Genomic DNA, 20,109 nt, shown 5'->3' on the forward strand with positions numbered 1-20,109 from the left:
ATCGCAGACCGCCAGTGCAACGCGCAGCAGGTTTTCCGAGGTGCCCCAACCCCGTGAGTGGAGTAGTGGCGATGGAAGAAGCTGTGTTAACAGAGGTCATTCCTTCTGAAACCTTGCGATTGGCGTCCAGTATGGCATCCGCTGCGGCTTGGCCCCTGCTCGCCATCGACAGGAAGGGGCGCGGGAGCCTGGTCGACCAGATCGTCGGCGCTATCTCGGCGATGGTAAACGAGCGCCAGCTCAGTGCCGGTACGAAAATGCCATCGGTTAGACAATTCGCAAAGTGCAATGGCGTCAGCACATTCACCGTGGTGGAAGCCTACGAGCGCTTGCACCAGCTGGGACTGCTGTCCTCCCGCCGCGGTTCCGGATTCTTCGTCGCACGCAGCCTGTCGCAGGCGCCCAGCGCCCCTGTTCCCTCCCAGCCCGGCCTGCAATCCGAGATCGACGTCCTTGCCCCCGACCTCTACAGTGGGCAGGGCGAAGCGCTGCCGGTGGGCGCCGGCTGGCTGCCGCCCGAGTGGTATGGCGAGAACACCATCCTCGATGCCGTGCGCCATGCGATGAAGATCCCGGCCAGCCGCCTGCGCGGCTACGGCCACCCGCTCGGCTTTCCCTCGCTGCGCCAGCACCTGGCCACCACCCTGTCGGGCGAACTGTTCCCCGTCGAGCCCGACCAGATCCTGCTCACCAATGGCGCCACCCACGCCTTCGACCTGGTGCTGCGCACACTGACCCGCCCCGGCGACGTGGTGCTGGTCGAAGATCCCGGCTACAGCAACCTGCTGGCCCTGGTGCGCCACCACGGCTGCATCCCGGTCGGCATCCGGCGCAGCGAGGCAGGGCTGGACCTGGACGAGCTGGCGCGCCAGGCCGCCCAGCTCCATCCGAAGCTCATGTTCGTCAACACCGTGCTCCAGAATCCGCTCGGCACCTCGCTGTCGCAGGCCCAGGCGCACCGCCTGCTGGCGCTGGCCGAGCAGTTCGATTTCTGGCTGGTGGAGGACGACATCTACCGCGAACTGGCCGCGCCGGGTGAGGCCTCGCTGGCGGCGATGGACGGCTTGCGCCGCGTGATCCGGGTCGGCAGTTTTTCGAAGACCCTGTCGCCGGTGCTGCGCGTCGGCTCCCTGTGCGCCTCGCGTTCGCTGGTGCCGGAACTGCTGCGTGTGAAGATGGTGGCAGGCCTGACGACTTCCGAGATCAACGAGCGCGCGGTCTTCCACGCCACCAGCGCGCGCGGCTACCGGCGCATGGTCGAGCGCCTGGCGGCCCAGCTCGACGACGCACGCGAGCGCACCTTGGAGGCGCTGGACGGCATCGGCATGGCGCCGCTGGCGCGCCCGCGCGGCGGCATGTTCGTCAGCGCCGGCTGGAACGCGGCAACGGCGCCCGGCCGTACCGGCCGGGCTATCGCCGACGCCGCCCTGCGTGCCGGCATCCTGCTGGCACCGGGCGAATTCTTCACCCAGCGCGAACCGCAAGGCATCTGGTTCCGCTTCAATGCCGCCTATGCGGCCGACCCGCAACTGCTGGCCTTCCTGCGCACACAGCGCTGAGGACACCATGGACATTCACGTTACCGACGGCGCCAAACGGCGCGACCGCCTGGAAGGCACGATCCTGGCCGCCGCCACCCGCCTGTTCGCCGAATGCGGTTTCGAAGGCACCAGCATCGCCGCTGTCGCCGAGAGGGCCGGCATCTCGAAGCAGAACCTGCTCTACTACTTCCCGACCAAGCACGGCCTGTACGAACGCGTGCTCGACGAGGTGCTCGACGACTGGCTGGCGCGCATGGCCCACCTGGCCGATGCCGGGGCCGAACCGGCCGAGGTGCTGCGCGCATACGTAGCGGCCAAGCTGCGCTTCTCGCGCGAACAGCCCTGGGCCTCGCGCGTATATGCGATGGAAGTCATCGGCGGCGCCAAGTTCTACGGCGAGCAGATCCGCGCACGCGTGGTGCCGCTGCTGCGCCGCGACATCGAGGTATTCGAACGCTGGATGGCGGACGGACGCATCGCCCGCGTCGACGCCACCCACCTGCTGTTCGCACTGTGGGCCATGACGCAGTCGTACGCCGACTTCGCGGCCCAGATGACGCTGGTGCTCGGCAAACCCGAACTCACGGGAGACGACTTCGAGGACGCCGAGCGCCTGATCGGCGACATGGTGGTGCGGGCAGTGGCCGCGGCAGGCTGAGGCCGTGCCGGTGTTATCATTTCCTTCATGTCCAGCTATCCCACACCCACCCTCACGACGAAGCGGCTCACCCTGCGTCCCCTGGCGCCGGACGACGCGGCCGACCTGTTCGCGGTATTCTCCGACCCGGCCGTGGTACGTTACTGGAGCGCCGAACCCTGGACCTCGATCGCCTTCGCGGAAAACGCCATCGCACGCGCGCTCGACGGCTACCGGGAACAATCGGAGGTCCGCTTCGGCATCGAGCTCGCGGAAACCGGCGCCATGGTCGGCACCGTCAACCTGCACCACTTCTTCCCGCAAAACCGCCGCTGCGAACTGGGCTACGCGCTCGGCAGTCCGCACTGGGGCAAAGGCTATGCCACCGAAGCCCTGCAAGCGGCGCTCGACTACGGCTTCCATGAACTGCGCCTGAACCGCGTCGAAGCCGACATCGATCCACGCAACGGCGCTTCGGCCGCCGTGCTGGAGCGGATGGGTTTTCGCAAGGAAGGCTATATGCCGGAACGCTGGTTCGTGCATGGCGAGATGGCCGATACGATCAACTACGGCCTGCTGCGCCGCTACTGGGACGCGCGCGAGCGCACCTGAACCGGATACCGATGAGCACCCACGCTGCGCTGCTCGCTGCTTTCATGCTGGCCGCCTTCCAACTGCCCAGCGGGCAGATGATGATCGGCGACACCCTGGTCTACCCCGGCGAGGCCGCCTACCCGGCCGGCCTCGCCGCGCGCGGCGTACAGGGACGGGCGGTGGTGCGGGTGTCGGTCAATGCCGAGGGCAAGGCTGCCGCCACCGCCATCGGCACGTCCTCGCGCTCGCGTGAACTGGACGATGCGGCACTGGCCCTGGCACGCTCCTATCCCTACCCTCCGGCAAAGAAGGGCGCAGCGGGGAGCGAGACACTGGTCACGATCCGCTTTATCAAGGATCGCCCGTCCGACCTGCCGAAGAAAACCTGCGCGGATTTCAATATCGACAAGGCCTGGTTCAGCGCCACCTTCCCCTGGAAGAGGCCGGGCGACATGGAGGTAGTGAAGGCGCTGCAGGACAGGGTCATCTTTACGCTGCCTGGTCCTCAGCAAATGCCCTACGCGCGCAACAGCAGCGCCGTCGCGGCAGCCGCCATTGACGCTTGCGCAACACGGCCCGGCGACACCCTCTTCGCCCTGATGCAGCAGGAAGCGGCGAAGCTACCCCGAAAGTAAGACGGCGCCTTCCGCTTATCGCCCCACGCTACCGCCAGAACCGGGATTTCGACCGTTCGTCGGATCGCCATGGCGCGGTTCGCGTCCAGGACTTACAGTGGCGCCATCAACTCAACCGAAGGACGCACGCATGAAAACCTCCCGCTTCGATTCGTTCATCGACGACATGAAAGCCATCGGCCGCCAGACCAACCGCGCCGTACGCTCCGGCGCCCGCAGCCTGGCCGCCCTGTCCTGGCCATCGCTGCTGGCCGTGTCGATCGCCCTGGCACTGGTGCTGAGCATCGTGCCGCTCGCGCTGACCCTGTTCGTCTGCTTCCTGCTGCTGAAGTTCGTCGCCGCGGCCCTGTTCGGCCGCCGCCCGGCCCAGATCGTGGAGTAAGCGATGACCGCCGCCCCGATCAACCGTGCAGTCGACTTCGTGCGCGAAGCCGTCAGCGAAGCCAGCGCCCTGTGGTGGAGCTTCTTCGACTGGCTGGCCCTGGTCGAGTGGCGCAAGCTGTACGTAACCTGGTTCATCGTCTTCGTGTTCGGCATTTCGTTCCAGCTGACCGAACCGGCGGTGTGGTTCATCCTGATCTCCTTCGGCGTCAAGGTGCTGGCCGGCGGCAAGCGCCGCGCCGAACTCACCGCCCGCGAAGCGGCCGACAAGGCCAACGTGGCCACGCTCGAGCGCCGCCTGATGGAAGCGCAGATGGCCACGCTGCAGGCCCAGGTCGAACCGCACTTCCTGTTCAATACGCTGGCGCTGATCGGCCAGCTGATCGAGACCGACCCGAAGGAAGCGGCACGCGTGCATGCCCACCTGATCGAATACCTGCGCTCCTCGCTGCCGCAGATGCGCGCAGGCGGAGGCGGTACGCAGGGCACGCTCGGCAAGCAGGTCGAACTGTCGCGCGCCTACCTGGCAATCATGCAGGCGCGCATGAAGGAACGCCTGGCTGTGCGCTTCGAGGTGCCCGACTTCCTCGGCAGCGCGCCCTTCCCGCCGATGATGCTGCAGACCCTGATCGAGAACTCGATCAAGCACGGGCTGGAGCCGAAGGTGGCCGGCGGCACCATCACCATCCGCGCCCATGTCGAAGTCGCCACGCTGCACGTGGACGTGTGCGACGACGGTGTCGGGATCGACCTGCATGCCGACGAAGGCGTGGGCCTGGCCAACATCCGTGAACGGCTCGCCCTCCTGTATGGCAAGGATGCGGAACTGGTAATCGAAATGCCACCGGGCGGCGGCGCCTGCGCCTCGATCCGCCTGCCCTACCGCATGACGGAGTTCGACTGATGACGGTGACCGCCCTGATCGCCGACGACGAGGCGCCGATGCGCGACCAGCTGCGCATGCGCCTGCTTGAAGCCTGGCCCGAGCTGCGCGTGGTCGCCGAAGCTGCCAACGGCGCCGAGGCGCTGGAGCTGGCGGCGCAGCACAAGCCGGACATCGCCTTCCTCGACATCCGCATGCCGGGCATGGGCGGCATCGACGCCGCCCGCCAGCTCTACGACCGCTGCCACATCGTGTTCGCGACCGCCTATGATCAGTATGCGCTGGACGCCTTCGAACAGGGGGCAATCGACTACCTGCTGAAACCGGTGACGCCGGCACGGCTGCAGACCACCTGCGAGCGCCTGCGCGCGCGCCTGCACCGCTCACCGCAGGACATCGGCGCACAACTGGCCGAACTGGGCACGCTGCTGAAGCAAGGGGGAGCGGCCAAGCCGAGCTACCTGCGCTGGATCCAGGCGCAAGTGGGCGGCAGCCTGCGCATGGTCAGCACGCGCGAGATCCTGTTCTTCCAGGCCGACGACAAGTACACCTGCGTGCAGACCGCCACCGCCCAACTCCTGATCCGCAAGACGCTCAAGGAACTGGCGGACGAGCTGGACCCGGACGAGTTCTGGCGCATCCACCGCTCGACCCTGGTGCGGGTGGATGCGATCACCGAAGTGGTCCGCGATGTGCGCGGGCGGCAGATGCTCAGGTTGCGCGGCTTCCCGGACGAGCTGGAAGTGAGCCGCAATCACGGGCATCTGTTCCAGCAGATGTGATACGTCTACTGGCCTGAGCCTCAGCCGAACAGGCCTTCGTCGGAACCGTCGCCATCGAAAAAGCCGCCGCTGCCTTCGATGCCGCCTTCGGCGCCGAGCAGGCCGTCGCCGGTGCCGATGTCGTTCAGGCCGGCCTGGTCGGCCAGGGCGCTGCCCGACAGATCGCTACCCGCCTGGTTTTCGCCGCCCAACAAGTGGGCCGCACCGTTGCCGTCATGGTCGTGGAACAGGTTGTCCAGGCCGTGGAAGAGGAAGCTGCCTGCTGCCACGCCGGCGGCCGTTGCCGCGATCGAACCCAGCAATCCCCCGCCTCCGCCTCCGCGCAGGAAGCCGCCCATGCCTTGGCCCATCGACCCTGAACCAGCGTGTTGGTAGTGCATGTGGTGGGCCTGCGGATGGCTGACATGCCTGCGATGGCCCCACGAGTTGGGATCGAGGAATCCGCCGCCATGGCGCTGCTGTTGCTGTAGCTGGCTTTCCAGTGCGGCGATCTGGGATCTTGCGCTGTCCAGGGCTTGCTCCATCAAGAGGGCGCGCTGGACCAGCAGGTAGGCAGCGTCGGGTTGCTGCGCGACCGCGCGCTGGATGAGCGCGTCGGCTTCGGGGTCTTTCTGGATGTCTCGGGCCTGGACGAGCTGGCCGAGGAAATCATGCAGCTTTTGGGTATCGGATGGGCTCATGGTGGTGCTCCTCATCGAAACGTGGTTAAAGCTGCATGTTGTGGGGGCGGCGCGGATTTCAAGACCGCACCGCTTATGGTAGAGCGGACTATGTTAATGATCGCTACAAGGGACGAATGATATTTCGATCCTTTTTCTCAAGAGCAGTCAGCACCAACAACTGACCGATACCAAAGCCAATCATCTGCACGACTAAAGAAACCACAATCACTATTGGAATTCCCCATGCGAACAAACTGAACAGTGGGAAAGCATTACGAAGCGACAGGCCTACTATCATTGAAAGAACGACTGCAACAGAAATAATCGAATTCAACTTCTCCGGCACTCCAGGTATATAGATTGAGACCGCCATTCGGAGTCCTCCTACCATATCACTCCATTCGATAACGCTGTGCTTCTGGTCATAGTATCGGGAGAGTAGTTCCGCTCCCACCCGATTCCATCTCAGCTTGAACAATTCAACTCCCTTCGAGATGTTAACAGAGCAGAGTATTACGGATGCCACAGACAAGAGTAATTTTGCTGACATGTCGATTGTCGGAATCCAGAACATTGGCAAGATCAAGCACAACATGAACCAGACGATGCCGAGAATAAAACATATATTGAAAAGAACCAGATAGACAGCCCGCACCGCACTTTTGATTCCAAGGATCGCTTGCACTGTCAGCAGAGTCGCCAAAGTATACGCGCAAAAGCATAGGAACGACTGGGCTCCATCGTATCCAGCCAATTTATAGGTAATCGCATAACCTCCTGCAGTACCACCTGCAGACATGAATGCCGACAACGAAATGTTCGAGACTCTATGATTCAACATTTTTCTAGCGCGCAAGTTTCGCTACAGATTCCTTGATTTTAAATCCATCATCGACACCATCAATGATTGATGCGGCAAATATATAGCCCAGAACTGCAACGGCTACAACAGCCACCACTGGCACGGCCGCTAGCCCTAGTGCAGCTGCACCTGCACTTATCGCGGCCATCCCTAGCGCTGCAAATACACTGCCTAGCGCAGCAGTCATGCCAGCTTTTACGATCGTGACGCCGGCTCGCCCTAAAAATTCGGAAAGATCTTTACTTCCTTTTTCTTCGAGAAATACTGAGTTTGCATCAACAAACAAATCGACGACTGTTCCTATAATTTGTATTTTCACGCCACCTTTGAAGTTTTCCGCCGAAGTCAGCATTATCCGGCGAATGCTACCGTATCCGGCCTTGCCGCTCCTGGCAAATCCACCATCCACGAAACTTGCGGCTTTTGACCCAGCGCGAACATTTTGATGGACAGTCTTTGCCGTTTTCCCTTGCAATGCCGCGGCAATGACTTTTGAAACCGGCTTACCTTTGAAAATTGCTTTGTACTGACCCTTCGCTTTTTTTTCAACGCGTATCGTCATTAAGACTTTATCGAGCTCCCGGAAGTGTTCCTGCATATAACCGGCTCCTTCTTTAAATGTGTTGCTAGTCAGAACTTCATTACCTGCGATGGCTGAGCCTGCAGCAACCAGTGCTTTATACAGATGAGAATCCTGTTTTTTCTGCACCGTCTCTGAAAACAGTTCGCTTGGCTTTCCGCTGACCGATCCGCCTTCCAGCTTCTTCAATACCTCGGGCCGAATCTCATCGGGTTGAACTTCTGCAACCGCGACGTACTCTCTCACCTCCAGTTCATCAGAAGAGTATGAATAATCGAACCGTGTGCTACTTGCTGTTGACAAAATCGGCAATTTCGGCTGGAGTATTGAGAAAATATCTAGATGACTCTGCTTGACGCTGAGAGGGTCGCTAATCGAGCAGACCGGAGAAAAGTGCGACTCTTTACTACCTAAAACTATCAAGACTGGCTCAGGTTTTTCCTTGGGATCAGAACCATAATTGGTTGAATCAAGCTCAGCGACCTTGTATCTTCCTAGAACCACTCCATTCGCAGTCAATATAAGAGACCCTTTGAAATCCCGGCCGACCCAGATCTGAAATCTCTCGCCGTCGAAAAAGTTTGCCTTCTTCAATAACTTCTTTTCTCGCGGGCTGTAGAATTCTGATTTTGACTCGACGGTATAGATTGCGTCTTTCGTCAGATTGATATCGAAGATGACGTCGCGATGCTTGCGCAAGATGACCTTGACGCTTTCGCTCGATCGCCAGCACTCGACATATTGGCCAGGCAAGTCAATGCATACCTCTTGCGCCTTCGCTTTCGATGCTGTCCCTGCTTTCGTCGCGCCCATCACCTATCCTCACTTGCGTCGTGGCTGTTTAGCTCCGAATGGCCCTAGAGGTGCATTCTTGATGAGGGCTTTACCGCTGCCGTCCAATACTGCCTTCTTCTCTATGCCGGAATAAAATCTCAAGCTGATCGGCTCATCGGTAAGGGCATTACCGTCCGCATCTACGTACTCGATTTCGAGGTCCCGCTTGATATTCAGTTCAGATACCTTCATGGCGAGCTCCGGACTGGAGACGCTCACAGGCCCAGCCAGCTCCTTCTTGCATGCCTTGAAATCCACATTCCCCGGCGCATGTACTTCAATGTTCCCGCCCTCCAACTTGATGTAGGCCCCCTGCGCAGTCAGCAATACATGCTTCTTGGGCGCCGCAATCGACACCGACTTGGTAACGCTCGCCACCGTGACCTTCTTGTCCGCTGTCAGCGACGTCGGCCCCGACTGACTCTGGGTGCTCAGCTTCCCGCTCGCCGCGTGCAACTTGATCCCCACCTCCTGATTCGGCTTCTCCTTATTGGTCGCCTTCCCATACGTGAACAGGCTGATTCCACCCGCGACGAGCGTGGACATGCTCCCTTGCGCAACCATATTGATGTCCTGCCCCGCCACGATGCTGCTCGTCGTCCCCGCCGACAACATCGCGTCCGCCGGCGTGGTAGCAACAATCCCCGCCGGACTCGACAGCTGCAAATGCGGCTCGCTGTACGCTTCCACAGGCTGCGGCGAGCCCGCTGTCGCGTTGAGCACGTCAACGCTGTGCGCCATCTGCTTGATCGCCCCCAGCGCTTCCGGCCCAGCGTCATCCTTCAGTTTCGCGTTGTGCTTCTGCGCCAGCGTCGCCATAGAAACCTGCAACTGGTGACTCTCTTCAACCTGACTCACCGCCTCGCGCGAGTCGAGCAGGTTGCCGCGCCCACCATTACGCGCATCCGTCGACAACAGCATCCCCTGCCCCGCCCGCAGCGCAGCGCTGTTTGCCGTTTTCAGCTCCGCACCAAAGCTAACGGTCTGCAAGCGTTCGTTATCGCTCTGGTGCCGTAGGTGCCCCAAATTCAGTTCCGCAGCCCCGTCATGCTGCTTCGCGTGATGCTGCAAGCCGATGCGCGCCTGCCCCGGCGTGTCGTCGAACACCAGCTGGTTGTAGGCGCCGTTGCCAGCCTGGCTGGCCTGCATGGCCTGCGACTTGAAGCCCGACAGCACAGCAGGATGCGCATGCCCGCCGCTTTCACCGGGAAACCATGGCGGCGCATTGCCGGTCGCAGCCCCGGCCCCGTGTGCGACCTGGTTATGCTGGGCGTCGATCTGCCCGCGGCCGTTGTACAGGCTGCCGATCACCACAGGCCGGTCGATATCGCCTTCGAGGAAATCGACCAGCACTTCCTGGCCGATGCGCGGCAGCATGTTACTGCCCCAGTTCGCCCCTGCCATCGGCGTCGCCACGCGCACCCAGGTGCCGGCCGTGTCGTCGCCAGGCGCACCAGTATGACCTTCCGGAAAAGCATGCGCCAGACGGCTGTGGCTGGAAACTCCGCGCTGCCAGTGAAACTGCAGCTTGATGCGGTGGTCCCGGTCCGTGTGGATCACCGCGCCCGGCGGGCCGACCACGATCGCAGTCTGCTGGCCGTGCACCGTCGGACGCGGATGCAGAAGCTGGCCATGTCCGTCGGTCGCGCTGCTGCGGTAAGGCAGGCTCGCCAGGATCGCGTCGATCCGGTTGCGGTACAGCGGCCGCTCAGCGCCGGGCCGCAGCGCCTTCAACATCGGCTCTCCCGCCCCCGCCCGCGCCACGGCGCCCTGCCCCAGGAGCTTGGCGACCCCGTCGAGCATCTCCGCGCTCAGGTTGTTGTGCATCAGGTGCACCGTGCGCAGGATGAGGAAAGTGCGATCGTCGTCGCGGTCGGCCCGGTCGAACTCCGCGTGGCCGTGCAGGGTGAAGGTGGTGCCCGCTCCGAACGTGCGTACGGTCCCCGCGCCGATGTGGATCCGCCGGGCCGCCTCGATCGCGTCGATCTGCTTGCCCGCCATGCGCTCGCCCTGCTCACGGTCCTCCCACGCGTAGAGGCCCGGGCAATCGCGGCTGCACAACAATACCTCGGCCGCTCCCCCTGCCGACACCTGGCGCCGGCGCGCGCTGCGGTAGTCCCAGCTGCCCATCTCGATGGCATTGGTCGACAGGCGCACTTCGCTGCGCCAGCGGTCGATGCTGTCGGCCTCCATGACCGCACCGGGCCGGGTGAACTCGACGGAAGACTGGACATTCGGCGTGAACGCCCCGTTGTGGTCCGCGACGACCATGGTATGGCTTCCCAGCGAGGCGCTGCCTGGTGCGCCGCTGTGCTCGAAGAAGTAGAACAGGCCTTCCTCGTGCATCAGCCTTTCGACGAAGGCGAGATCGCTTTCCTGGTACTGGGTGGTGAGGCTGCGCTTCGGATAGATGGGGCGGTCGGCGAGTTCGAAGCGCCATGCGGGCGCAATCCTGCCGCGTCCCGCGTAGCCGCCGAAGACCACGTCCAGGATGTCGAACACGCTCATGTCCTGGAAGATCCGGCTGTCCCTGCCCAGCGACAGGAACTGGCTCCAGGGTTCGATGGTGAGGACGTAGCGCGCGAAGCCGCCGTTCGCGCCCGTCATCTCGGCCGCGGTGATGTAGCCGTGGAAGGGACGCAGCGCGGCATGGCTCTCGGCGGTCAGGAGCTGCACCAGCGCGGGCTGCCCGACCAGCGTGCGCAAGGATACATGGGCATCGGTCGACAGCGCATCGATGCGGAAACAGTAGCCCCTGCTGATGGCTTCCTCGCCGTGGACGCATTCCGCCACCAAGTCCTCGCCGAGGGCCGTGTGCAGGCGGATCAGGCGCGTGTCCTGGGTGAAGCGCGTGAATGAAGCAAACAGGCTGGTGTCATGTGCTGACATCGGCTCCTCCCTTCGTGCAGTGCACAGTGATTCCTGCGATTACACGTTGGGATCGAGATGTTGCTCTTGAGAAGGATCAGGCATGCGAGCCTTGCAAGCCGTATTCAGAATAATCCGAAGCAATAAAAAAGCGCTGCCGCGTTTCCGCGTGCAGCGCTTCGTGTCAGGTTTGAACCTGGGACTTGCTAGTTCAGGTCCCTGCCGCCAAAGGCATTCGGCAGCTGCTCGGCCGCCGTGGTCTCGAACACGTCGCCCTTCAGGTTGGTCAGCACCACCGGCAGTGCATTGCCGCCCAGTTCCAGGATCACCTGGCGGCAGGCGCCGCAGGGGGCGATCGGGCCGTCGGTCTGGCCGATCACGGCCAGCGCGCTGAAATCGCCCGGCTTGTAGCCGTGCGCGATGGCGCTGAAGAAGGCGGTGCGCTCGGCGCAGTTGCACAGGCCGTAGGAGGCGTTTTCCACGTTACAGCCGCGGAAGATGCGGCCGTCCTTGCACTCCAGCGCGGCGCCGACCTGGAACTTCGAGTACGGGGTGTAGGCCAGTTCGCGCGCGGCGCGGGCTTCGTCGATCAGTTTTGCGTACTTCATGCCGGTTCCTTAAGGACGAATGGTCTTGTAGATCATCGGTTCGGCCACCGGCTTGTCGGCGCCGATCTGGTAGGCCGCCTGCACCTGGCGTACCGCCTGCTCGGCGGCGTCCCTGGTACGTGCATGGACCATCGCCAGCGGCTGTCCGACCGCGATCGTGTCGCCCAGTTCCACCAGATTGGTGAGGCCGACGGCGAAGTCGATCGAATCCTGCGGACGCACGCGGCCACCGCCCAATGCCACCACGGCCAGGCCCAAACCACGGGTATCGACCGAGCTCGCGTAGCCCGGCTGCAGCGCCGGTACCGGCACGATCACCGGTGCGGTCTCCAGGTGCGCATCCGGCTTGTCCATCAGGTCGGCCGGACCGCCCAGGGCCGTGACCATGCGTGCGAAACGCTCGGCCGCTTCGCCGGAATCGAGTGCCGCCTGCAGCTTGGCGCGCGCCTCGCCATCATTGGCAGCGATGCCCGAGATGACCAGCATCTCGGCGCACAGCGCCATCGTCACTTCGTGCAGGCGCGCCGGGCGCGATTTACCCGTCAGGTAGTCGATCGCGACGCGCACTTCGACGGCGTTGCCGGCCGCGTGGCACAGCGACTCGTTCATGCCGGTCAGGATGGCCGAAGTGCGGGTGCCCGCGCCGTTGCCGACGTGGACGATGCTCTCGGCGAGCTCCACCGATTTCTCGTAGGTCGGCATGAAGGCCCCGCTGCCGACTTTCACGTCCATCACCAGCGCATCGAGGCCGGCGGCCAGCTTCTTCGACAGGATCGAGCCGGTGATCATGGCCACCGATTCCACGGTCGCCGTGGTGTCGCGGATGCTGTAGAAGCGCTTGTCGGCCGGCGCCAGCTGGGCGGTCTGGCCGATGATGGCCACGCCCACGTCCTTGACGACCTGGCGGAACTTGTCCGGGTCTGGCACGGTGCTGTAGCCCGGGATCGAATCGAATTTATCGAGGGTGCCGCCGGTGTGGCCCAGGCCGCGGCCCGAGATCATCGGCACGTAGCCGCCGCAGGCCGCGATCATCGGGCCGAGCATGAGCGAGACCACGTCGCCGACGCCGCCGGTCGAGTGCTTGTCGACCACGGGACCCGGCAGGTCCAGGGATTTCCATTCCATGACCAGGCCGGAATCGCGCATCGCCAGCGTAAAGGCGACGCGTTCGTCCATGTTCATGTCGTTGAAGTAGACGGCCATCGCGAGTGCGGCGATCTGGCCTTCGGTGGTGCTGCCGTCCGGGATGCCGCGCACGAAGAACTGGATCTCTTCGGCACTGAGGACGCCGCCGTCACGCTTTTTGCGGACGATTTCTTGGGGGAGGAACATGATGCTTCCTTAAGTGTTATCTCAAAAACGTCATTCCCGCGCAGGCGGGAATCCAATTTGTTCGCGTGACGCTGGCAGAACTTGGATTCCCGCCTCCGCGGGAATGACGGTTTATAAGCTGTTGGTATTAAACGCCGTACGGAATCCAGACGTTTTTGACCTGGCTCGCATGCTGCAGCACCGTTCGGCCGCAAGCCTGCTTGGCGTCGAACCAGTCACGGCCCTTGGCGCCGCCGACCCAGGTGCGCTTCAGCGACTCCGCCGACAGGCGCTCGACTTCCGCACAGCCCTCGAGCGAACCGTCGTGGCGCCATACGGCATCCACGTCCGAGTGCGAGGCCAGCGTGCGCGCCAGTTCCGACGCGGAGCCGGTCACGATGTTCAGCGCGCCGCCCGGCAGGTCGGAGGTGTCCAGCACCTGGTACAGGTCGGTGGCCGAGAGCGGGTGCGCTTCCGACGGCACTGCCACCACGCGGTTGCCCAAGGCCAGCGCCGGAGCGACCAGCGAGATGAAGCCCAGCAGCGGGTTCTCGTTCGGGCAGATGATGCCGATCACGCCGACCGGTTCGTTCAGCGCCACGGTGATGCCGTGCATCGGCGGCTGGTGGGCCTGGCCGTCGTACTTGTCGCACCATGCGGCCCAGTAGAACAGGCGCTCGATCGAGGCCTGCACTTCACGTGCGGCGTCCTTCGAACCGGTCTGCGCGGCGATGCGCTGGGCGAATTCGTCGGCGCGGATCGCCAGGTTCTCGGCCATGTAATACAGCACCTGCGCGCGGTTGTGCGCGGTCGCTTTCGACCAGCCGGCCGCCTTGTGCGCCGCTTCCACGGCGTTGCGGATGTCCTTGCGGTTGCCTTCGCCGACGTCGGCCAGGAAGGCGCCGTTGGCGCCGTTGATCGCGCGGCTGTAGGCGCCGTCCGGGCGTGCCTGCTTGCCGCCGATGTAGAGCTTGGCGGTGCGGTCGACGGCGAACGGACTGCCCTCTTCCGACGCTTTCACACGGCCTTTTTCAGGCGCCACCGGCGCGGCCGGACGTGCATCTTCCGACAGCGGGGTCAGGTACTCGTACATGCCCTCCTTGCCGCCTTCGCGGCCGAAGCCCGATTCCTTGTAGCCGCCGAAGCCGCAGGCTGCGTCGAACTGGTTGGCGGTGTTGATCCACACCACGCCGGCCTTGATCTGCGGCGCCACGTCCAGCGCCAGCGAGATCGATTCCGACCACACGCAGGCGGCCAGGCCGTAGACGGTGTTGTTCGCCAGCTGCACGGCTTCGCTCGGGGTGCGGAAGCTCATCGCCACCAGCACCGGGCCGAAGATTTCAGCCTGGGCGACGGCGGCCGAGGTCGAGGCGCCGGTGATCAGGGTCGGCAGGTACCACGAGCCCGCGGTCGGGGCTTCGCAGGCCGGCTGCCAGACTTCGCAGCCCTCGGTGCGTGCCGATTCCACCAGCGCGTGGATGCGCTGCTGCTGGATCGGGTCGACCAGCGCGCCGATGTCGTTCGATTTATCCAGCGGCGAGCCGACGCGCAGGTTCTGCATGCGTGCCTTCACCTTGGCGATGAAGCGGTCGTAGACCGATTCCTGCACCAGCAGGCGCGAGCCGGCGCAGCAGACCTGGCCCTGGTTGAACCAGATCGAGTCGACCAGGCCTTCCACGGCTGCATCGAGGTCGGCATCGTCGAACACGATGAAGGGCGACTTGCCGCCCAGTTCCAGCGACAGCTTCTTGCCGGTGCCGGCGGTGGCCTTGCGGATGATGCGGCCGACTTCGGTCGAGCCGGTGAAGGCCAGCTTGTCGATGCCCGGGTGATTGACGATGGCTTCGCCCACGGCGCCGTCGCCGGTGACGATGTTGACCACGCCGGCCGGCACGCCGGCCTGCTGGCAGATCTCGGCGAACAGCAGCGCGGTCAGCGGCGTGAACTCGGCCGGCTTGAACACGACGGTGTTACCGGCGGCCAGGGCCGGGGCGATCTTCCATGCCAACATCAGGAGCGGGAAGTTCCACGGCACGATCTGGCCGACCACGCCCACGGCGCGGTAGTCGGCGAATTCTTCCGACTGCAGCTGGGCCCAGCCGGCGTGGTGGTAGAAGTGGCGTGCGGCCAGCGGCAGGTCGGCATCGCGGGTTTCGCGGATGGTCTTGCCGTTGTCCAGGGTCTCGAGCACCGCGAACAGGCGCGAGTGCTTCTGCAGCAGGCGCGCCAGTGCGTACATGACGCGCGCGCGGCCATGGCCGCCCATGGCCACCCAGCCCGGCTGGGCGCGGCGCGCGGCCTGCACGGCGCGCTCGACGTCGTCCGCGCTTGCTTGCGTCACCTGGGCCAGCTCGCTGGCGTCGGCCGGGTTGCTGGTGGCGAAGGTGCTTGCGGCGTCGGTCCACGCGCCGTCGATGAACAGGCCAAAACGGCGTCCATGCTGATCCAGCCACGCATTTGCTTCCTTGGTGCTTTCTGGTGCGGGGCCGTAATCCATAGTCTGAAGAATCTCTTTAATAGTTGGCATGACGAATACCTTGCTGTTTTATGGTTGCGCGTGGCGATGGGCGGCCGAGTAGTTGCCGGTCACGTAGTGTTCGAGCTGGCGTTCGATGTCGGTCATCAGGCTCGAGGCGCCGATGCGGAACAGGTGCGGCTGCAGCCAGTCGTTGCCGAGTTCTTCCTTCATCACGGTCAGGTACTGCAGCGCGGCCTTGGCGGTGCTCACGCCACCGGCCGGCTTGTAGCCGACCTGGAAGCCGGTCTGCTCGTAGTAGTCGCGGATCGCACGGGTCATCACCAGCGAGACCGGGATGGTGGCGTTGACGCCTTCCTTGCCGGTCGAGGTCTTGATGAAGTCGGCGCCGGCCATCATGCAGACCATCGAGGCCTTGGCCACATTGTCCAGGGTGACGATGTCGCCGGTGGCGAGGATCGCCTTCACGTGCGCTTCGCCGCAGGCCTGGCGGTAGGCCAGCATCTCGTCGTACAGGGCTTGCCAGTTGCCGGTCAAGACGTGTTGGCGGGTGATCACGATGTCGATCTCGGTCGCACCGGCGGCCACCGACAGTTCGATCTCGCGCAGCTTGGTTTCCAGGCTCGACAGGCCGGCCGGGAAGGCGGTCGACACCGCGGCGATCGGCAGGCGGCCCTGCAGGACCTTGACGGCCGGTCCGATCATCTCGTGGTACACGCAGACGGCGCCGGTGGTGAGCGATTCCAGGCCCAGGGCCTGCATCAGGTCGGCGCGCAGCGGGCGCATGGCCTTCATGCACAGGCGCTCGACGCGGCCCGGGGTGTCGTCGCCGCCCAGGGTGGTCAGGTCCATGCACTCGACGGCGCGGATCAACCAGGCGGCCTGGTATTCCTTCTTGACGGTGCGGCGGTTGGCCAGGCTGGCGGCACGGCGGTCGGCCGCGTTGCGGTTCACCTTGACGTGCTTGACCAGGCCGAGGTCGAGGCCGACGGCGGTATTACGTTTGAAATCCAGGGGCTGGGTCATAGCAGTGCGGTTCCGTTCGAAAGTGGTTTGACGCCAAGGTGCTTGGCAAGGGTGGCGCCGATATCAGAGAAAGTGGATGCAATCGGCAGTTCCTGCGGAGCGACCTTCGGGCCGAAGAAGATCATCGGGATATGCTCGCGGGTGTGGTCCGAGCCCGGCGCGGTCGGGTCGCAGCCGTGGTCGGCGGTGATGACGACCAGGTCGCCATCCTGCAGCTTGGCCATGAACTCCGGCAGGCGCGCGTCCAGCTCGTGCAGTGCATTGGAATAGCCGGCGACGTCGCGGCGGTGGCCGAAGTGCATGTCGAAGTCGACGAAGTTCACGAAAGTGAGCGACTTCGAAGGCGCGGTATCGGCCACTTCGACCAGGCGGTCGAACAGGGCCATGTTGTCGGCGCCCTTGATCAGCTGGGTCACGCCCTGGGCCGCGAAGATGTCGCTGATCTTGCCCAGTGCGATGACTTCGCCGCCCGCGTCCTTGACGTGGTCGAGCAGGGTCGGCGCGGTTGGCGGCACGGCGTAGTCGTGGCGATTGGCCGTGCGCTTGTACTTGCCATTCTCGCCCAGGAAGGGACGCGCGATCACGCGGCCGATGTTGTAGGGCTTGACCAGCTCATACGCCGCTTCGCAGACTTCGTACAGGCGCTCGAGGCCGAAGTGCTCTTCGTGCGCGGCGATCTGCAGCACCGAGTCGGCCGAGGTGTACAGGATCGGCTTGCCGCTGGCGACGTGCTCGTCGCCCAGCTCGTCGATGATGGTGGTGCCGGAGGCGTGGCAGTTGCCGAGCCAGCCGGGAACGCCGGTCAGCTCCTGCAGCTTGTCGGTGAGTTCTTTCGGGAAGGACGGCACGGTCTTCGGGAAGTAGCCCCAGTCGAACAGCACCGGCACGCCAGCGATTTCCCAGTGGCCGCTCTGCGTGTCCTTGCCGGTCGACTGCTCGCGCGCGACGCCCCAGGCGCCGCTGAAGCCGTCGCGCTGGCCGAAGCCCGCGGCCCATTCGCCGCTGGCCTTGTGCGCGGCGGCCGCCAGGCCGAGGCGCTCGAGGTTGGGCAGCGCCATCGGCTTGCCCTCTTTCGCTGCCCATGCGGCGATGTGGCCGAAGGTGTTGGCGCCTGCGTCGCCGTACTTGTCGGCATCGGGCAAGGCGCCCAGGCCGAACGAGTCAAGCAGGAGGATGAATGCGCGTGACATGGAATCTCGCTAGTTGATTAAGCGGCGCTGCGCGGGGTGGCGCCCAGGCGCTCGATGAAGGAATGGATCAGGGTGACCAGATCCTTGGCCGCGACCGCGGCGTACTTCAGGGTCTGCTCGTGCGACAGCGGGAACGGGGTCAGGCCTTCGGCCAGGTTGGTGATGGCCGAGATGCCGGCGACCTTCAGGCCGCAGTGGCGTGCCGAGATCACTTCCGGCACCACCGACATGCCGACCACGTCGGCGCCGAGCGCCTTGAAGGCGCGGATTTCGGCGGCGGTTTCGAAGTTCGGGCCCGGGCAGGCCAGGTACACGCCTTCGTTCAGGGTGATGCCCTTGCTTGCCGCGGTTTCCTTGATCATGGCGCGCAGTTCGGCGTCATAGGCATTGGCCATGCTGAAGAAGCGCGGGCCGAAGCGGTCGTCGTTCGGGCCGGCCATCGGGCTGCCCGGCAGCAGGTTGATGTGGTCGCTCAGGACCACGACGCTGCCCGCGTCCACTTCGGGACGCAGCGAGCCGGCGGCATTGGTCACCAGCAGCATCTCGCAGCCGATCAGCTTGAAGGTGCGCACGGCGGAGGTCATCACGGCCGCGCCATAGCCTTCGTAGAAGTGGCCGCGGCCCTTCATGCACACCACCGGCACGCCGGCCAGGGTACCCAGCACCAGTTCGCCCGCGTGGCCGTGCACGGTGCTGATCGGGAAGCCCGGCAGGTCGGCGTAGCTGATCGAGACCGCGTCAAGCATCTGCTCGGCCAGCACACCCAGGCCCGAGCCCAGGATCAGTGCGGCGCGCGGCGCGAAACCGGGTTTGCGGGCCTTGATGACTTCTGCTGCTTCAAATGGGGTGTTGCTGAACATGGTCGTCCTTGTGTACGAATCGGGGGAGTGGTGAGAAGGCTGGCAGGATTGTTGCTACAGAAGAGTGCACATATCAGCCGGAATATTATAACTATGCATGAGGGCCAATATGTATGGCAAATACCATTTTTCTTGGCGATTTATTGGTTTATAAAATAAATCAAACGGTGTATTGTTGACATGCGGATACAGCATCCGGATATGCTTTGACACCCGTCAAACATTTGTCTAGTATCGATGAACAATTGTTTAAACCAAGACCAACGACCGTGACCGAGCTGCCCAAGAAAGAACAGTTGTACGAGCTGATCCGCGCGAATCCCTTCATTTCGCAGCAGGACCTTGCGACCCAGCTGGGGCTGTCGCGCTCGGCCGTGGCCAACTACATCGCCACCCTGGTGCGCGAACGCCGCATCCTGGGGCGCGCCTACGTGCTGCCGGACCAGCGCCCGGTCCTGTGCATCGGCGCTTCCAACCTCGACCGCAAGCTGCGCAGCATCAGGAAACTCGCGCTCGGCACCTCGAATCCGGCCACCCAGGATGAATCCTTCGGCGGCGTGGCCCGCAACATCGCCGAGAACCTGGCGCGCCTGGGGGCGCCGGTGGCGCTGATCACGGCGGTCGGCAACGACGCTTCGGGCCGCGCCCTGCTGGCCCACGCCGAAGACGCCGGCATCGACACCCGCGGCGCCCTGCGCCTGGACGGCGTCAGCAGCGGCACCTATACCGCGGTGCTCGACCAGGACGGCGAGATGGTGGTGGCACTGGCCGACATGGCCCTCAACGACAGCCTGAGCCCGGCCTTCCTGGCGACGCGCCAGCAGCAGCGCGCCAGCGCCGCGCTGGTCGTCGCCGACCTGAATCTCCCGCTCGACAGCATCGCCGCCCTGCTCGCCGACACGGCGCGCGACGGTCTTGCGCTGGTGCTGGTGGCCGTGTCCGAACCAAAGATGGCGCGCCTGCCCGAGAACCTGTCCGGCCTGCGCCTCCTGATCCTGAACGAAGGCGAACTGGCGACCCGCGTCGGCCGTGCGCTGGACGGCGACGCCGCCATCGGCGCGGCCTGCCTCGAACTGCAGCGCCAGGGCGTGCAGGACCTGATCGTCACGCGCGGCGCCTGCGGCGTCATGTATACCTCCCCCGGCGGGGTGATGCGCCTGGACGCGCCGGCGGTCAATGTCGTCGACGTCACCGGCGCGGGCGATGCCTTCGCCGCCGCCGTGTGCTGGTCGCTGCACAGCGGCGAGACCGATCTCGGCCTGGCCTGCCGCCGCGGCCTGCAATTGTCCGCCATGACCATCGAGTGCGAGCAGACCGTCTGCCCGGCGCTCGAACCCGGCCATTTCGATGCCACCCCTCTTGATACCGTATTGGACTGA

18 protein-coding genes are annotated in these 20,109 nt (G+C 64.2%); 8 read left to right on the plus strand and 10 right to left on the minus strand.

Annotated features, from left to right (window positions below; genetic code table 11):
- The first annotated feature begins 131 nt into the window (after positions 1–131).
- The 7 genes from ACSQ25_RS19420 (at position 132) to ACSQ25_RS19450 (ending at position 5,453) form a co-directional block, all read left to right on the plus strand.
- The gene (locus tag ACSQ25_RS19420; protein ID WP_436107303.1) at positions 132–1,559 is read left to right on the plus strand and encodes a PLP-dependent aminotransferase family protein; all 1,428 of its coding nucleotides are present in this window, start codon (positions 132–134) and stop codon (positions 1,557–1,559) included.
- A 7-nt stretch (positions 1,560–1,566) separates the two neighbouring features.
- Entirely contained in the window at positions 1,567–2,199 is a 633-nt protein-coding gene (locus ACSQ25_RS19425) for a TetR/AcrR family transcriptional regulator (protein WP_436107304.1), read from the plus strand.
- A 27-nt stretch (positions 2,200–2,226) separates the two neighbouring features.
- Complete coding sequence (locus ACSQ25_RS19430; RefSeq protein ID WP_436107305.1) at positions 2,227–2,790, plus strand: GNAT family N-acetyltransferase; 564 nt, start codon at positions 2,227–2,229, stop codon at positions 2,788–2,790.
- A gap of 11 nt (positions 2,791–2,801) precedes the next feature.
- Positions 2,802–3,407, plus strand: a complete 606-nt coding sequence (locus ACSQ25_RS19435) for an energy transducer TonB (protein ID WP_436107306.1) — start codon at positions 2,802–2,804, stop codon at positions 3,405–3,407.
- 130 nt (positions 3,408–3,537) lie between these two features.
- A complete protein-coding gene (locus tag ACSQ25_RS19440) occupies positions 3,538–3,789 on the plus strand; it encodes a hypothetical protein (protein WP_436107307.1) in 252 nt (83 codons plus the stop codon).
- 3 nt (positions 3,790–3,792) lie between these two features.
- On the plus strand, positions 3,793–4,692 hold the full coding sequence (locus ACSQ25_RS19445) for a sensor histidine kinase (RefSeq protein WP_436107308.1): 900 nt from the start codon (positions 3,793–3,795) through the stop codon (positions 4,690–4,692).
- Positions 4,692–5,453 (plus strand): LytR/AlgR family response regulator transcription factor, encoded by a 762-nt coding sequence (locus ACSQ25_RS19450; RefSeq protein ID WP_436107309.1) that lies wholly within the window; start codon positions 4,692–4,694, stop codon positions 5,451–5,453. Before ACSQ25_RS19445 ends, ACSQ25_RS19450 begins: the two co-directional genes overlap by 1 nt.
- Before the next feature lie 20 nt (positions 5,454–5,473).
- Here the strand turns inward: ACSQ25_RS19450 and ACSQ25_RS19455 are convergent, their stop codons facing one another.
- The 10 genes from ACSQ25_RS19455 to xapA form a co-directional block, all read right to left on the minus strand.
- On the minus strand, positions 5,474–6,133 hold the full coding sequence (locus ACSQ25_RS19455; RefSeq protein WP_436107310.1) for a DUF2076 domain-containing protein: 660 nt from the start codon (positions 6,131–6,133) through the stop codon (positions 5,474–5,476).
- A 103-nt stretch (positions 6,134–6,236) separates the two neighbouring features.
- Positions 6,237–6,926 (minus strand): hypothetical protein, encoded by a 690-nt coding sequence (locus tag ACSQ25_RS19460; protein ID WP_436107311.1) that lies wholly within the window; start codon positions 6,924–6,926, stop codon positions 6,237–6,239.
- Positions 6,927–6,960: 34 nt separating this feature from the next.
- The gene (locus ACSQ25_RS19465; RefSeq protein WP_436107312.1) at positions 6,961–8,370 is read right to left on the minus strand and encodes a hypothetical protein; all 1,410 of its coding nucleotides are present in this window, start codon (positions 8,368–8,370) and stop codon (positions 6,961–6,963) included.
- A 9-nt stretch (positions 8,371–8,379) separates the two neighbouring features.
- On the minus strand, positions 8,380–11,280 hold the full coding sequence (locus ACSQ25_RS19470; RefSeq protein ID WP_436107313.1) for a type VI secretion system Vgr family protein: 2,901 nt from the start codon (positions 11,278–11,280) through the stop codon (positions 8,380–8,382).
- A 185-nt stretch (positions 11,281–11,465) separates the two neighbouring features.
- Positions 11,466–11,867: a cytidine deaminase gene (locus ACSQ25_RS19475; RefSeq protein ID WP_436107314.1), complete on the minus strand. Its 402-nt coding sequence runs from the start codon at positions 11,865–11,867 to the stop codon at positions 11,466–11,468.
- 9 nt (positions 11,868–11,876) lie between these two features.
- Positions 11,877–13,199 carry a thymidine phosphorylase gene (gene deoA, locus ACSQ25_RS19480; protein WP_436107315.1) on the minus strand — a complete coding sequence of 441 codons (1,323 nt, stop codon included), beginning with the start codon at positions 13,197–13,199 and terminating at the stop codon, positions 11,877–11,879.
- 127 nt (positions 13,200–13,326) lie between these two features.
- Positions 13,327–15,705 (minus strand): aldehyde dehydrogenase family protein, encoded by a 2,379-nt coding sequence (locus ACSQ25_RS19485; RefSeq protein WP_436107316.1) that lies wholly within the window; start codon positions 15,703–15,705, stop codon positions 13,327–13,329.
- A gap of 18 nt (positions 15,706–15,723) precedes the next feature.
- The gene (gene deoC, locus ACSQ25_RS19490; RefSeq protein ID WP_436107317.1) at positions 15,724–16,680 is read right to left on the minus strand and encodes a deoxyribose-phosphate aldolase; all 957 of its coding nucleotides are present in this window, start codon (positions 16,678–16,680) and stop codon (positions 15,724–15,726) included.
- The gene (locus ACSQ25_RS19495; RefSeq protein ID WP_436107318.1) at positions 16,677–17,870 is read right to left on the minus strand and encodes a phosphopentomutase; all 1,194 of its coding nucleotides are present in this window, start codon (positions 17,868–17,870) and stop codon (positions 16,677–16,679) included. The genes deoC and ACSQ25_RS19495 overlap by 4 nt, the downstream gene beginning before the upstream one ends.
- A gap of 17 nt (positions 17,871–17,887) precedes the next feature.
- On the minus strand, positions 17,888–18,730 hold the full coding sequence (gene xapA / locus ACSQ25_RS19500; protein WP_436107319.1) for a xanthosine phosphorylase: 843 nt from the start codon (positions 18,728–18,730) through the stop codon (positions 17,888–17,890).
- A gap of 269 nt (positions 18,731–18,999) precedes the next feature.
- On the opposite strand from xapA, the gene ACSQ25_RS19505 reads away from it, so the two are divergent.
- Positions 19,000–20,109, plus strand: a complete 1,110-nt coding sequence (locus tag ACSQ25_RS19505; protein WP_436107320.1) for a carbohydrate kinase — start codon at positions 19,000–19,002, stop codon at positions 20,107–20,109.

Source organism: Massilia sp. LjRoot122 (assembly GCF_964252725.1).
In the GTDB taxonomy this organism is placed as follows: domain Bacteria; phylum Pseudomonadota; class Gammaproteobacteria; order Burkholderiales; family Burkholderiaceae_D; genus Telluria.

Excerpts from the sequence above, each read along its gene's own strand:
- ACSQ25_RS19450 (WP_436107309.1), top strand. The coding sequence starts at position 4,692 with ATGACGGTGACCGCCCTGATCGCCGACGACGAGGCGCCGATGCGCGAC.
- ACSQ25_RS19425 (WP_436107304.1), top strand. The coding sequence starts at position 1,567 with ATGGACATTCACGTTACCGACGGCGCCAAACGGCGCGACCGCCTGGAA.
- ACSQ25_RS19475 (WP_436107314.1), bottom strand. The coding sequence starts at position 11,867 with ATGAAGTACGCAAAACTGATCGACGAAGCCCGCGCCGCGCGCGAACTG.
- ACSQ25_RS19495 (WP_436107318.1), bottom strand. The coding sequence starts at position 17,870 with ATGTCACGCGCATTCATCCTCCTGCTTGACTCGTTCGGCCTGGGCGCC.
- deoC (WP_436107317.1), bottom strand. The coding sequence starts at position 16,680 with ATGACCCAGCCCCTGGATTTCAAACGTAATACCGCCGTCGGCCTCGAC.
- ACSQ25_RS19445 (WP_436107308.1), top strand. The coding sequence starts at position 3,793 with ATGACCGCCGCCCCGATCAACCGTGCAGTCGACTTCGTGCGCGAAGCC.
- ACSQ25_RS19485 (WP_436107316.1), bottom strand. The coding sequence starts at position 15,705 with ATGCCAACTATTAAAGAGATTCTTCAGACTATGGATTACGGCCCCGCA.
- ACSQ25_RS19420 (WP_436107303.1), top strand. The coding sequence starts at position 132 with ATGGCATCCGCTGCGGCTTGGCCCCTGCTCGCCATCGACAGGAAGGGG.
- deoA (WP_436107315.1), bottom strand. The coding sequence starts at position 13,199 with ATGTTCCTCCCCCAAGAAATCGTCCGCAAAAAGCGTGACGGCGGCGTC.
- ACSQ25_RS19455 (WP_436107310.1), bottom strand. The coding sequence starts at position 6,133 with ATGAGCCCATCCGATACCCAAAAGCTGCATGATTTCCTCGGCCAGCTC.
- ACSQ25_RS19430 (WP_436107305.1), top strand. The coding sequence starts at position 2,227 with ATGTCCAGCTATCCCACACCCACCCTCACGACGAAGCGGCTCACCCTG.
- xapA (WP_436107319.1), bottom strand. The coding sequence starts at position 18,730 with ATGTTCAGCAACACCCCATTTGAAGCAGCAGAAGTCATCAAGGCCCGC.
- ACSQ25_RS19440 (WP_436107307.1), top strand. The coding sequence starts at position 3,538 with ATGAAAACCTCCCGCTTCGATTCGTTCATCGACGACATGAAAGCCATC.
- ACSQ25_RS19470 (WP_436107313.1), bottom strand. The coding sequence starts at position 11,280 with ATGTCAGCACATGACACCAGCCTGTTTGCTTCATTCACGCGCTTCACC.
- ACSQ25_RS19465 (WP_436107312.1), bottom strand. The coding sequence starts at position 8,370 with ATGGGCGCGACGAAAGCAGGGACAGCATCGAAAGCGAAGGCGCAAGAG.
- ACSQ25_RS19435 (WP_436107306.1), top strand. The coding sequence starts at position 2,802 with ATGAGCACCCACGCTGCGCTGCTCGCTGCTTTCATGCTGGCCGCCTTC.